The following is a 13,099-nucleotide window of genomic DNA, read 5'->3' as shown; positions in this document are numbered from 1 at the left end:
GTATTTTCATTGGCAGCAAATTGATGTAGTGTCGTTCGATACGTTCCTGTACATCATCAGAATATGCTAAGCGCTAAACCACTGCCTTTAAATAGGAAATCTACACTATCCTCTTATAGGAGAATATATTTTTTAAGTAAGGCCGTTTATGTTAGTTCTATCGAATGAAATCTTAAAATGAACACCTAGAAAAAGTGTTATTATTCAGTTTTTTATCAAATGAGATTAATGACATTTCCACACGACAAAATTGTATAAGAGGTTACGGTTCGCTAATTCCCATAGCTAACAGTAATAGAAAAGCGACAACTAAAACTACTATATTTCCTAACAAACCGACAATTAAAAGAACGAGTCGTTTAGACATTCACCAAGAGACTACAGCAAATAAAATACCGAAAATTGATAACATACCAAAAATGGTGCTAATCAAATAAACATCAGCATTAGGTCCTCTTAGAGCATAGAAAACGATAATACTTATTATCACAAGTAATATAGAGGTAAAACCGAAAATGCTTCCAACTTTCCGATTGTTCAAAACGATAAACTTCCCCCTCTTATTTTCTCTTTTCTTATGACTTTCTATATTCTACTTACAACAAACACTTACCCAAATGTTAAAAGCAATAAACTGATTGCAAATAATACATATGCAATTTGGATTAATAAGTGCATTGTGAATTCCAAGGTTGAAAGTTTTCTTTGTTTTTTCGTTTTTTCCAGATGTCTAAAATAAAAAGAGGAACTAAAAATTAATATTACGACCGAAATTGTACGCAAAATTTCTACTAATAGTAGCAGGCGGATTCACTCCCTCCTATTACATTTCAACAAATCTGTACTTCTATACATTCACAGTAATAACAAGTTCCAAAAATTCATTCAGTAAAATTTGTAAAAAAATCCAATTAAATAAAACTTTCGCACCTTAAAATAACATTTCCAAAGTCGATACTCTTTTATAGGAGTAAAATGGAGGAGATAAATTATGAATATAGCAATTTTAAATACTAAAAGCTTAAACATGCAAAATGCTGTTTCATTAAAAAATAATTCGTCCAGTAAGAATGAGAAGTTAAAACAAATTGAAGAACAAGCAAGAGAAATTATACAAAACAACCCTGCTGTTAAGTTCGAAGGAAATACTTCAGTGAATCCTTCAGAAATCAAGGTAACTGTTACAGGTGAAATGGCTCACTTCGATTTTATTAAGGATATTGAGGAACTTAGTTCGGATGAAAAAAGAAACATTAATCGGTTAATTCAACAAAGTATAAAGAAACCAAATGGTGGAACAGGTGATTATTTTATAATGGACCGCGCTCAAGCAGGCGTACAATTGCAATTGATTGCCGAAAAATTGATTCCTGATAAGTATAAAGATCAGATGGAGCAAGCGATTAAAAATTATCAAGAAGAAGGCTATAACTTTGATGTTAAAATATATGAAGCAGCGCAAGCAAACTATAATAAGCTATTAACAAAATTCCCATCATTAGGTGAAAAATCAATAATGGCTAATGGGATTAAATCATTAGAAGAACAAGAGCAAACATTTCGCAGTTTTTACAGTGAGCTCGATTTATCTAGCCAAGCTAATTTTGTACAATCATTTGAAAATGCTTTAACGAAATTTAAAGAAAACCAAAAGAATTTAGATAATAGCTCCGACGATATGCTACATCAATTTCAAGACGAACTACGTACAAAATGGAACGACTTTGCTTCCATGTTAAACGATTCAAAAGTGTACAAACTCCCAACTGCTGAAACATCTTTCATTGATATTAGTCTGTAAAAAGGAGAAGAAGCAGATGAATAAATGGTTTAAAGGCTGGAGTATATTCATTTTTTCAGTTGCAGGAATAGTGATATTATTGATAGTAGGCACTGTCTTCGTATTTATGGATTTTAGGGCCTCGTTGATACCAGATGAAAAAGAAGAGGAAAAGGTATTATTGCAAGCAGAGCGATACTTACAAGAGAAGTATCCAAATATGAAATACGAAGTCGCTCATATCCTTTATGATCAGGGGGAGCAATACGGTAATTTTGATTATGCGGCAGTGATTGTAAATACAGAAACACAAACAACATTTAAGGTGTATGAAAATACATTTACGGAACAAATGGAAGATGATATCTCAATTCAAGTAGCATCACAATTCATAGAACAAGTAAAACCGAAAGTGTATAGCTATATACATGAAACATTCGGTGAACCTAAAGGTATGGCATTTACCCCTTCTTCTGATGTTGGAGGTACTCCTACACTTAATATTCATTTAAATAACACAAAAGAAGAGATAAGTGAAGAAATGTTTCAATCTTTTATCGAGTATTTGCAAAATGAATTAACTATTGAACATGCCGATGTACATATTATGTACGATAATGAAACATGGAATATAAGTTTTTAAAAATAAAGCATGAGTATATTTTTCATGCTTTATTTTTATCGGAATCTGTCCCTATTTAAAGTTGATCCCTATCTCATCTAGTTCCAATGGCAAAAATGCATATTCCCCGTCTCTGATTATGTCACATTTCCGAACGGGAATCGGCTGTTTAAAAATGGGGCCATCGATTACAGTCGTATGGAACTCCCCGCCTTCTCCGCACGGGTCAATGCCACGCGCTTCAAGTTCTTTCACGTATTCGTGAGTTAACGTTCGCCCTAAGTCGTCTTCTCGCATGCCTAATGATAAATTCACCGTGACAATGATCGTGACAAATCCTAGATTGATGAATTCTTCGACCGCTTCACGATGGTCCATTTCCCATAAAGGCATGCCAAGCTTCAATCCTGCATTCTTTGTTACCTTGTCATGCCAACAGCCATGAGCAGGCATGTCTAAATCGCCTGTTACTAATACTTCTGCCCCTTGCTTTTTCGCTTTTTCTAAAAGGGCCATAAATACTTGTTCATAATCTGTCCAGCTGGAAGCGGCCGTGTATACGGGCAAACCGATAGATGTAGCTTGAGCATGTATGAGTTCTGGAGGCATCCCGTGAGATCTGGAGCGTTCCCCTTCTTCTTCTAGCATGACAACGAGTCCAATCGCTTCGCCCACCTTCATCGCTTTATATAAAGCTAATACACTGTCTTTTCCGCCACTAAAAGAAGCGATAAATTTATGCCCGCGCGCATTATTTTTCCACTCTATTAATTGTGACATTTCGATCTTTCCCCTCTATTCAAATTTCCCTACTCATGAATATGACCTTATCATACTATTTGAATTTTACGGATACCTATTTGACTTTTTAGGGGAAAACGGCTTTATTTTAGCCACTTTTATGTAAATAATGAAACACAATCACGGCCATCGCTAACAACTCCTCCTGTTGATCATGCAGTCGAAAGTGTAAATGTCCGTTCACCAATTTCGATAAATCGCCTTCCCCTATTTTTTGACCTTCTCGGTAAATGAGGATTTGATTGCTCATTTTATAGGACAAAACTTCATATGTAGTAGCTGCTACTGTTAGCTGTAGTCGTTCTTCAAAATTGACTTTATCTTTTAAATTTGATTTATAGCGAGCTTGCGCGATTTCCTGCCCATTTTCATTGATTTTCCAATTGGCTTTACTCGACGAAAACTTACTAAACTCTTGCCAGTCAACTTGCTTGTTTTCATTCGAGAATGTTACATGAATATATTTATCAGGTGCATTTAGTAACTCTACATAAAGCCGTTGCCATGCTGTTCGATAGTAGCGATTATAATAAAATAGAATGTCCTGCCCCTTTGTTAGCTTCTTTTTCGTCGTTTTCATACGCTCTGTCAATCGCGTTTGCCAAAGGTTTTCATCGCTAACCGATTTAAATTGCACATCCTTTTTACTTTGCACTTCCTGGATGAAATAGATTCCTACACCAGCAAGCAAAAACATGCAACTTAGGAAAAATTGAGACGGCTCAAATATGCCTTTGAGCCAAAACCTCAGTCCAATCCCAATTTGACTTATAATGAATAATAAAAACAAATACAGCATATACATTCCTCCCTATTTGGTATACGGATGAACGCAGTAAATGTTCCAATAATTCACAATCCATGCGCGACATTTTTTCGGACATTTGCTTGGATAAATAATAAATACCGTACTAACACATACAGAACCATACATGTAGCAATGAACAGCTCCACATGTGTTAACACATGAAATAACGGCATGGAGTGGAAGAAATGTGCGGCTGCATTCATCGCTGTCGCAGAAATGACTAACGGAAACGTAAATGCCGCGTAGCTTGGGTAAAATGGTAGCTTTAACAGTTTTGGTAATTGCCAAAGGACCACTACATATACCAGTTGAGATAACGCGAAAATAGCTATTACAAAATACAAGTTTGGATGCGTAAAGTGCTGTAAATAAGCTGTTAAGCATAGCGATCCAGGTGCAGCCACAATCGTTAACATTGGCATCGTTGGCTCTTCTAAATGTTTCATCCGCTTCCACACAATCGGTAGCAATAGGACATAACATAAAAAGGCAACCCAAAACACGATATCTATTAACAGAGCATGAAAATGCCCGGCTGTAATCGGTATAATGCCAATGCCTACATACACAATAAACCAGCTTGGATAGACAGACTGTATATTGATTTTATGCTTCCAAACAAATGCATACGTAAAATACATGACGAGTGTAAATTGTAGACAAGCTGCTATCCCCCATCCAATCACCGCGAGTGTTTGAAGTGAAGTTTTTGTTGCGATAATACTACAAATGACCATCGTACCCATTGAAAAGGTTGGTGCTACGGAAGCGATAATCGGATTTTTTAAATCGCTCACAACATGTGAAAACGTAAAAATGATTTTACATAGCAATAATAAAAAGAGTGCAAACCCTATTGTGAAATACAAAGCCCCTAACAGCTCCATATTTAATGAAAAGTGTAACTTTGCTAATGATACTAACCCAAGCATCAAGCCACTCATTGGAATGGGTATTGTTTTTAACCATGATGTCATCTTTCTCTCTCCTTAGCTTGTTGATACTTTTAGGTTACAGGAAGATATATTATTTGAAAAATACATATTTGATATAATAATTATTAAGAAAGCTAATAATTACAGGGGGTATTTCCATGATTGAGACGCTAAAGGTTTTTACAAAAGTATATGAACTCCAAAACTTTACGAAAGCATCGGAAATTTTATTTATTTCACAGCCAACGATTTCGATGAAAATAAAACAGCTCGAAAAACAGTTGCAAGTACCTTTATTTATCCGCCAAGGGCCTAAGCATATCCAACCCACACCTGCTGCTACCTATTTGTACGAACAAGCAGTCATGATCATTGAGCAATGGGAAAAAACGGAGGCCTTTTTGCAACATGGACAGTTATACGAGCAAAAATGTACGATGGTGTGCTCTAATACATTTGGTCTTTATTATCTTCCGTCGTTTATGCCACAGCTAACAACGCAATTTCCAGGCTTTGAATTTACGATTGATGTTGTGAACTCTGAACAGGCAATCGACCAATTGATGAAGCGTGAGGCGGATTTTGCTTTTATTGAAAAACCAATTGAAACGACAGGTATTGATAAAAAAATCATCTTTCAGGATGAGCTTGTGCTGGCGGGGCAGCTTGACTCGAACTACTGGCTGATGCGCGAGAAGCACTCTGGTATTCGCTATTTTAATGAGCTATATATCGCAGAAAATAATATTGAAGCCAATTATTTATACGCCAATCACTCCGAGCTCATTATTCGTTTACTTCAGGAGAATATTGGTAAATCGATTGTGTCTAAAAAAACATTGCCTGCTTTGATTCCATATACGACACTGCCAGAAAAGTATAATCGAAATATGTATTGGTGCAGCCGTTCAATCGACAGCGGGCATCCTCTCCAATTGATTGAACAATTTATTGCACACTATTTCCATCAAAAAAAGCAAGAAGGGTAAATTCCCCTCTTGCTTTTTTAGCTTAAATATTAATGTTTTTCGGTGCTTTCCAAAACATCGCGAGTACGAATCCAGCGACTAACATCACCGTTGCAAAATAATACGGGTAATGAATATCTACGTCGAATAACATCCCACCAACAATTGGACCAATGACATTGGCAAGAGCGGTAAACATCGAATTCATGCCCCCTACGAAGCCTTGATCATTTCCTGCAATTTTAGATAAGTATGTTGTAATCGCGGGACGAATTAAATCAAAGCCAACAAATACAGTAAACGTTACAAGTAAAATAGCAAAATACGAACTGACAACAGTCATTAACAATACTAAAACAGCTGAAAAGACTAAACAATAACGAATTAACACAATTTCTCCAAGTCGTTTCATCAACCTGTCAAACAATACCACTTGTGCAATGGCACCCACGATTGCTCCCCCTGTAATCGCAATGGCAATATCAGACGGAGTAAAGCCGAATTTATGGTCCACAAATAGACTAAAGAAAGATTCAAAAGCAGCAAGTCCAAATGATGAAACAAAAATGAGGATAAACGCGATGAAAAACATGGGTACAATGATTTTTCGTAAGCTGCTTTTTCCTTCTACACCTTGCGTCGCTTCATGTTCCTGACGAGTAGGCTCTGATAAAAAGAACACCGATAAAATCGCAGCAACAGCACCAAGAGCAGCTGCTGAGTAGAATGGTACACGTGTCCCGATTTCAGCTAAAAATCCGCCGATTCCAGGTCCGATAATAAAACCTGTGCTAATCGCAGCAGACATATAGCCTAATGCTTTTGAGCGTGTTTCCAGCGTAGTAATATCGGCTATGAATGCCGTGACAGCAGGCATAATAAATGCTCCACTCAAGCCCCCTAAAATACGCGAAATAAATAGTACCTCAATTGTTTCCCCCATACCAAATAGCAATTCAGAAAAGGCGAAAATAAATAAGCCAATGACAATCATAATTTTACGACCATACTTATCGACCGCTTTTCCTGTAAATGGTGAGAAAATGAGTTGTGTTAATGCAAATGCGGCCGTTAAATACCCAACAACCGTTCCGTTTACATTCATTTCATTCATAATTGTAGGTAATATCGGAATGACTAGCCCAATTCCTAAAAAGGCAATAAACAAGTTGCCTAATAGGATGGTCAGTGTCATATTGTTTTTTAATGTGCTCATAAAGAACGCTCCAATCATAAAAAATAGCAGTGAGAATCGCTCTTTACACCATAAACCCTCTAGTTACTATAGAGTCAACTGATTCATCTTTCATCTTCACTTTTAATTCCACTACATACTGTTCTTCTTTGTTCGGTGCAAAATGTGTCGGCATATAAAACTCATAGACATCGGATTCAACTGGTAACTGATGCATCTCAATATAGGCATATAATGTTTGATAATGCTCGATATATTTTTCCAATGAAAAAATAAAAGCAATACATACATAGCGCCCGGCTTTTATTTTCATTACATCCATTTCTTCGGATAAATCATGCAGATAACGACTTGTTAAAATCGGCGTAAATATATTCTGGTAATCAATCTCTTTCAACGATTGATAAGACTTAAATGGATATGTGCTACCGTAGCGACTTGTAATGACACTCCCCTCATTTTCAATCGTTTTGATTAATTCACTGAAATATGTATGAGGAATATATTCAGGTGTCGCATCGTTCACTTTGATATAAAGCACGCGCGTATCTTCTTCTATTTTCTCGTAAACCTCATTCAATGCGGGGATAGCAAGTTGCTCTTCTAATTGTTTTTTCGTTTTTAGCAATGTATATTGTACTTCTTGTAGTCGTTGAATGCTCGATTCAATCACTTGTTCTTGTTTACTTAAGAATGCCACAAGTTCCTCTAATGGGTAATTTTGTACTTGTTTGATTGTATCTAGCGGTGTCCCTACATACTTTAACGATTTGATTAAATCTAAATAATAAAACTGTGATTCATGGTAATAGCGATAGTTTGTGGCAGGGTCCGTATAAGCTGGTTTAAATAAATCAATTTGATCGTAATAGCGTAGCGTTTGGATGGATAAATTGGTTAGCTTGGCCATCTCTCCAATAGAATAATAATGCTCTTTCATCGTTCATTTCCTTCATTTTAATATTGTGCACTTTCAGTATGGACTCTTTTTTATTTTTGTTCCCTCTCCTGTCTTATTTATTCACCTTTCTTTGTAAAGAAATCTGATTCATAAATTGGCTTTATGTTACATAAGTTAAAAGTAATTCATTGACATGTATAGGCTATTTGCATACAATGAAGGTAGTAAGATTCATGCGTGATGGATCTACAGCAGTACGTGGCGATTGGGTGGCTCCCAGTCGCTTTTTCTTTTTACTAAAAACACCGCCTTGTTGGCTAGACAAAGCGGTGAAAACAAGTTTTTTACAACATCATCCGAAAAAGACGATACATGGTATCAATAAAACGGAATAAGTCCGCGGCGTGACGAAAGATGGCTAATCTTTGTTCACGCTTCTTTTTCGTGTCAGCCTTAGCCCTTTGAGTGCGTGATGGATAAGACACAGCAGTACACCTCCTTTCCCAAAAAAGGAGTCAGCTGGATGCTGCGAATCTATTGTAACATGAAATAGAAATACATTTATAGAGTGTTTGAAAACGAAAATGAAGGGGCCAATCACCTTGACCCCTCCCTAAGTATTAGCTTTGTACCTGCATGTACGTCTCTTCATACGGCTGTACGATGACGAAACCGTCTCCTTCAAATCTCATTTGAATTGACTCGCCACTTCCTCGGCCAACGAACGTTTTTAATGATATATCCGTTTGAAACTCGGGCTGTAAATTTCCTGACCATGCTACGGTTGCATTCGGATCTGTAATCACGGGTTTCCCAGGTGTAACACGTAATGTGAGTGGTTCATAATGCGCTGTAATGGCGACTAATCCTGTTCCTTCACAGCGAATATTAAATAAGCCACCTGCCATCATCCCCGCTACTTTTCGCATTAGCTTTATGTGATGCTTAATCGAAGGTTCAAAAGCAAGCAAATCATTGCCATTCACATAAATGGCTTCATTTTGCAAATGCAGAATGATGATTTTCTTACCGCTATCTGCAAGGTATAGCTTCCCTTTTCCATTCGCCTTCATTAAAGAGGCCCCTTCGCCTGTCAATGCTTTTTTAAACATCGCACCGAGCCCATTTTCGAGTATGCCTTCCCGTACAAATTTAATCGATCCCTCGTAAGCAACCATTGAACCAGCCTTTGCCCAAACAAGGCCATCTAAATTGACTTCTAATAAACGTGGCGTTTCTAGCTCAAAGAATCCTTCTCCCCTATCCACTTGCTCCGTATTTTTAATAAATTCCGTAATCGAGTATTTATTCATGCCATACACCTCTTCTTTTTTGATGTGCAAACGTAATAAACATAAAGATAATCTTCTATCTAACTATACGGATACAAGTATAAAAGGATTCGTTTTTTCTTGAAATTTCTGTTAAAAACAGTGTGTTCTATACGCTATTCTTCCTCTTCCTCTAGCCAATTTAAAGCATAATAGCTGTCGCATAAAACATCATGATACCCCCAACCAATGTCTTGAGAGTCTTCAACAACTGCATAAAGTCGATCCTTGAATAGTTGGTAATACTCCTCATTTTTATTGCATTCCGTGATTACTTTATCGTACATCGAATTCATGCTATCGTAAAACCGTGCATCAATATCCCCATATGTATTGGTGAATTCTGTTCCTATTTCTACATAATAAAGCATTAAATCGATTGTTTTAACGTCATCTGATGATAACTTTTTAAAATTAGAAATCGCTTTTTTCGCTTCACCTAAACGTAATTTACCAAAGCCGCGCTTAGGAAAAAACTCATCTGTTACTTTTTCCTTCGTCTTTTCATATAACTCCAAAATCGCTTCCTCTCCACCAAATTTATTGGACAGATAGTGCTGCACATCTTTGTTAACTTTATAAAGCTCTGAAACTAGCTGAATCAACTGCTTTTGATCTAACTCTTTCAGCTCTTTCTTTAATTCGTTTAACTTTAAAACGGTCATTATGCTAATTCCCTTCTAACATATTAAAATACGTTCGTTAAAAATCCTCTAACCATAACTCATATCGTTCTTTTTCCTCTGCTGTAAGTAAATTTAAATCTCTTTTCGCTTGGAATAGAAAAAATTCGTCATTTTCATCCTTCAATTTCTCTATCTCTTCTTCTCTTTTCATTTAACTTTTTGATTTTCCCATGTTTATTCCCTTTCAAATTTATCTATTATAGTATTAGTATAACTTACTAATCGAAAAATGCGGCGATTTGAGGGGAAATCATGCAAAATCTTGAACAACAACTTCAGCGTGTATTACAAGAATGCGAGCAACTGAAGCTAGAAAACAGGAAACTAAAACAATTACTAAAATATCATAACATTACTTCCGACATAGCAGCTTCTATCCAAAATAGAAATGAAATCACTAATAGTAACAAGCAAAAAATTCAAGAAAGAATGGATATTTTTAAAAACCTTTTTAAGGGTCGAACAGATGTATTTGCAATAAGATGGGAATCGAAGAACGGAAAATCAGGTTACTCACCTGCATGTGCACACGAATGGCAACCAGCCATTTGCAAGAAACCATTAATAAAATGTGGGAATTGTCAGCATAGAAAGCTAATTTCTTTGACAGACCAAATAATTTACGATCATCTTTCAGGTAAACATACAATTGGGCTTTATCCTCTTTTACAAAATGAAACTACTTGGTTTTTAGCTTTAGATTTCGATAAAAAGAATTGGCAAGACGATGTGCAAGCATTTATAGCTACATGTAAAGAGCTAAGTGTCCCAGCAAGTATTGAACGGTCTCGATCAGGAAATGGGTGTCATGTATGGATATTCTTTCAACAAGCTTTAACTGCTTCATTAGCTCGTAAACTAGGAACGATGTTGTTAACACATACACTTGCAAAACGCTTTGAAGTAGGGATGGATTCTTATGACCGTTTATTTCCTAATCAAGATACAATGCCCCAAGGTGGTTTTGGCAATTTAATAGCTCTTCCTTTACAGCGAGGACCAAGAAAAAATGGGAACAGTGTTTTTGTGGATGAAAATTTTTCTCCCTACCCAGATCAATGGCTTTACTTAAAACAAATAAGAAAAATGACAATAGAAGAGGTAAATGAGATTGTAAAAACAGATTATGGAAATAAAGATTTTTCTATGTCTGTAAAAGAAAACGAGCAATTACCCACTCAGAGAGAGGATTCCACTCTACTCCCAGACAAACTAACAATTATTGAAAAGAACGGCTTGTATATAAAGAAAGAAGGTCTTCCCTCTTTCTTTATTCAAAAACTAATTTTATTAGCTACTTTTAAAAACCCTCAATTTTACCAAGCTCAAGCGAAACGATTATTCACACATAATATTCCGAGAAATATTAACTGTCTGGAAGATGAAAAAGAGTTTCTAATACTACCGCGCGGATGTAAAGACAATTTAATCAATTTATTAAAAGATTACTCTCTAGCGTATTTTTTTGATAATCAGACAAATTCCGGAACGGGAATAGCACTAGATTTTAAAGGGCAGTTAAGAGCAGAACAAGAACAAGTAGTGAAAAAATTATTAGAAAATCCTAATGGAATATTATCAGCGACAACGGGATTTGGAAAAACGATAGTAGCCGCAGCTATGATTGCAGAAAGAAAGGTCAATACATTAATAATTGTTCATCGAAATCAGCTAATAAATCAATGGAGAAAAAGTTTATCTATGTTTCTAGATGTAGAAGAAAAACAAATAGGACAAATTGGAGGTGGAAAAAGTAAACAATTTGGCATCATCGATATTGCAACAATACAAAGCTTAAATTATAAAGGAGAAATTAAAGAACAGGTTACACAATATGGTCAAATTATTGTAGATGAATGTCATCACATATCAGCGTTTAGTTTTGAACAGGTACTAAAACAGGCCAATGCAACGTATATTCTTGGATTAACGGCTACTCCTATACGAAAAGATGGATTACAGCCGATTATGACAATGCAGTTAGGTCCCATTCGTTACAAGGTGAATGCAAAAGAGCAAGCAAAAGTTCGCCCTTTTGAGCATATATTAGTGCCTAGATATACAAACTTTAAAACTCTTAATGAACAGGCAAATAAAAAAGATATACAAGCCTTATATAAAGAAATAATAAAGGATTCTAATCGCAACCAATTGATTTTTGATGATGTTTTAAAAGAATTAAATAACGGTTCAATGCCACTCATTTTAACAGAAAGAGTGGAGCACGCTTTTGATTTAGAGGCAAAATTTAAAGGGTTTGCGAAAAACATCATCGTTTTAACCGGCAAATTGAAGAAAAAAGAAGAAAAAGAAAATCTTAAAAAATTAGAAGAATTTGCTGATAATGAAGAAAGATTGATTATTGCAACGGGAAAATACATAGGTGAAGGCTTTGATCATGCTAGATTAGATGCTTTATTTTTAGCCATGCCTATATCATGGAAAGGCACACTGCAACAATATGTTGGAAGGTTACACCGCCTGCATAATGATAAATCAAAAGTAAAAGTTTTTGATTATGTAGACCATAGAGAACCTATGTTAAAAGCAATGTTCGAAAAAAGAACGCAAGGCTATCAATCAATGGGCTATTGTGTACAACAAGAAAAATCCCCTCAAACTACAACTGAACAAATGAAGTTGTTTTAAAGAAGTTCTCTTGACAATATCTAAAGGTCAACTAAAGAGTGTTGACTTTTAGATATACATCATTTTCTATGTGACGATTCTAGCCTTTGTTCCTTTATAAGCTTAGTCCGTATTCTCATTGAGAACGCTGCTTCCCATTAGAAAAGGTGTGTAGCTGATAGATGCACTCGCCTAGCCTCCACTCTAATAGAAAAGTATCACGCTTCCCTGTCATTCATAATCGTTATACCTTATACTTCGCACATCAACAACCACGAGATAAATCACTTCTACTGTAAACATAAAACACAATCCGTGTTTCTATTATTCCATTTAACTATAGCAAAGTCACCCTCTTTATGTCAGTTAAGTATTTTAAAATAAGCACGGGCTAAAACTATACTTCTTATTGCTACATCCTATAAAGAGTGCTAATATAATATT

The 13,099-nt window shown here is 35.8% G+C and carries 12 protein-coding genes; 5 read left to right on the top strand and 7 right to left on the bottom strand.

Annotation, left to right across the window (positions count from 1 at the left end):
• Positions 1–991: 991 nt before the first annotated feature.
• Both AC3II9_RS11785 and AC3II9_RS11780 read left to right on the top strand, forming a co-directional pair.
• Positions 992–1,801: a hypothetical protein gene (locus tag AC3II9_RS11785; protein WP_489155647.1), complete on the top strand. Its 810-nt coding sequence runs from the start codon at positions 992–994 to the stop codon at positions 1,799–1,801.
• Positions 1,802–1,817: 16 nt separating this feature from the next.
• On the top strand, positions 1,818–2,423 hold the full coding sequence (locus AC3II9_RS11780) for a hypothetical protein (RefSeq protein ID WP_489155645.1): 606 nt from the start codon (positions 1,818–1,820) through the stop codon (positions 2,421–2,423).
• Positions 2,424–2,474: 51 nt separating this feature from the next.
• Here AC3II9_RS11780 and AC3II9_RS11775 read toward each other — a convergent pair whose 3' ends face one another.
• The 3 genes from AC3II9_RS11775 to AC3II9_RS11765 all read right to left on the bottom strand — a co-directional run bounded on the left by AC3II9_RS11775 (position 2,475) and on the right by AC3II9_RS11765 (position 4,988).
• A complete protein-coding gene (locus AC3II9_RS11775; RefSeq protein ID WP_489155643.1) occupies positions 2,475–3,182 on the bottom strand; it encodes a Dph6-related ATP pyrophosphatase in 708 nt (235 codons plus the stop codon).
• 109 nt (positions 3,183–3,291) lie between these two features.
• Positions 3,292–4,002 (bottom strand): hypothetical protein, encoded by a 711-nt coding sequence (locus tag AC3II9_RS11770; protein ID WP_489155641.1) that lies wholly within the window; start codon positions 4,000–4,002, stop codon positions 3,292–3,294.
• Between the two features lie 53 nt (positions 4,003–4,055).
• Positions 4,056–4,988, bottom strand: a complete 933-nt coding sequence (locus tag AC3II9_RS11765) for a TDT family transporter (RefSeq protein WP_489155639.1) — start codon at positions 4,986–4,988, stop codon at positions 4,056–4,058.
• A 116-nt stretch (positions 4,989–5,104) separates the two neighbouring features.
• Between AC3II9_RS11765 and AC3II9_RS11760 the strand changes: the two genes are divergently transcribed.
• On the top strand, positions 5,105–5,935 hold the full coding sequence (locus tag AC3II9_RS11760) for a LysR family transcriptional regulator (protein ID WP_489155638.1): 831 nt from the start codon (positions 5,105–5,107) through the stop codon (positions 5,933–5,935).
• Positions 5,936–5,957: 22 nt separating this feature from the next.
• Here AC3II9_RS11760 and norA read toward each other — a convergent pair whose 3' ends face one another.
• Both norA and AC3II9_RS11750 read right to left on the bottom strand, forming a co-directional pair.
• Complete coding sequence (norA, locus tag AC3II9_RS11755) at positions 5,958–7,130, bottom strand: multidrug efflux MFS transporter NorA (protein WP_489155636.1); 1,173 nt, start codon at positions 7,128–7,130, stop codon at positions 5,958–5,960.
• 43 nt (positions 7,131–7,173) lie between these two features.
• Positions 7,174–8,049 carry a MerR family transcriptional regulator gene (locus AC3II9_RS11750; protein ID WP_489155635.1) on the bottom strand — a complete coding sequence of 292 codons (876 nt, stop codon included), beginning with the start codon at positions 8,047–8,049 and terminating at the stop codon, positions 7,174–7,176.
• Between the two features lie 194 nt (positions 8,050–8,243).
• Between AC3II9_RS11750 and AC3II9_RS11745 the strand changes: the two genes are divergently transcribed.
• Positions 8,244–8,405, top strand: coding sequence for a hypothetical protein (locus AC3II9_RS11745; RefSeq protein ID WP_489155633.1), 162 nt, complete (start codon positions 8,244–8,246; stop codon positions 8,403–8,405).
• A gap of 225 nt (positions 8,406–8,630) precedes the next feature.
• On the opposite strand, the gene AC3II9_RS11740 is transcribed toward AC3II9_RS11745, so the two are convergent.
• Both AC3II9_RS11740 and AC3II9_RS11735 read right to left on the bottom strand, forming a co-directional pair.
• A complete protein-coding gene (locus AC3II9_RS11740; RefSeq protein ID WP_489155632.1) occupies positions 8,631–9,323 on the bottom strand; it encodes an AIM24 family protein in 693 nt (230 codons plus the stop codon).
• A 134-nt stretch (positions 9,324–9,457) separates the two neighbouring features.
• Positions 9,458–10,006 carry a DUF6155 family protein gene (locus tag AC3II9_RS11735; protein ID WP_489155630.1) on the bottom strand — a complete coding sequence of 183 codons (549 nt, stop codon included), beginning with the start codon at positions 10,004–10,006 and terminating at the stop codon, positions 9,458–9,460.
• A gap of 273 nt (positions 10,007–10,279) precedes the next feature.
• On the opposite strand from AC3II9_RS11735, the gene AC3II9_RS11730 reads away from it, so the two are divergent.
• Positions 10,280–12,676, top strand: a complete 2,397-nt coding sequence (locus AC3II9_RS11730; protein WP_489155629.1) for a TOTE conflict system archaeo-eukaryotic primase domain-containing protein — start codon at positions 10,280–10,282, stop codon at positions 12,674–12,676.
• The last annotated feature ends 423 nt before the right edge of the window (positions 12,677–13,099 follow it).

The organism is Lysinibacillus sp. RU7 (assembly GCF_057837305.1).
The sequence above is the reverse complement of the archived record's forward strand: the minus strand, read 5'-3'. Positions and strand labels throughout refer to the sequence as shown.

Excerpts from the sequence above, each read along its gene's own strand:
- AC3II9_RS11785 (WP_489155647.1), top strand. The coding sequence starts at position 992 with ATGAATATAGCAATTTTAAATACTAAAAGCTTAAACATGCAAAATGCT.
- AC3II9_RS11780 (WP_489155645.1), top strand. The coding sequence starts at position 1,818 with ATGAATAAATGGTTTAAAGGCTGGAGTATATTCATTTTTTCAGTTGCA.
- AC3II9_RS11775 (WP_489155643.1), bottom strand. The coding sequence starts at position 3,182 with ATGTCACAATTAATAGAGTGGAAAAATAATGCGCGCGGGCATAAATTT.
- AC3II9_RS11770 (WP_489155641.1), bottom strand. The coding sequence starts at position 4,002 with ATGCTGTATTTGTTTTTATTATTCATTATAAGTCAAATTGGGATTGGA.
- AC3II9_RS11765 (WP_489155639.1), bottom strand. The coding sequence starts at position 4,988 with ATGACATCATGGTTAAAAACAATACCCATTCCAATGAGTGGCTTGATG.
- AC3II9_RS11760 (WP_489155638.1), top strand. The coding sequence starts at position 5,105 with ATGATTGAGACGCTAAAGGTTTTTACAAAAGTATATGAACTCCAAAAC.
- norA (WP_489155636.1), bottom strand. The coding sequence starts at position 7,130 with ATGAGCACATTAAAAAACAATATGACACTGACCATCCTATTAGGCAAC.
- AC3II9_RS11750 (WP_489155635.1), bottom strand. The coding sequence starts at position 8,049 with ATGAAAGAGCATTATTATTCTATTGGAGAGATGGCCAAGCTAACCAAT.
- AC3II9_RS11745 (WP_489155633.1), top strand. The coding sequence starts at position 8,244 with ATGCGTGATGGATCTACAGCAGTACGTGGCGATTGGGTGGCTCCCAGT.
- AC3II9_RS11740 (WP_489155632.1), bottom strand. The coding sequence starts at position 9,323 with ATGAATAAATACTCGATTACGGAATTTATTAAAAATACGGAGCAAGTG.
- AC3II9_RS11735 (WP_489155630.1), bottom strand. The coding sequence starts at position 10,006 with ATGACCGTTTTAAAGTTAAACGAATTAAAGAAAGAGCTGAAAGAGTTA.
- AC3II9_RS11730 (WP_489155629.1), top strand. The coding sequence starts at position 10,280 with ATGCAAAATCTTGAACAACAACTTCAGCGTGTATTACAAGAATGCGAG.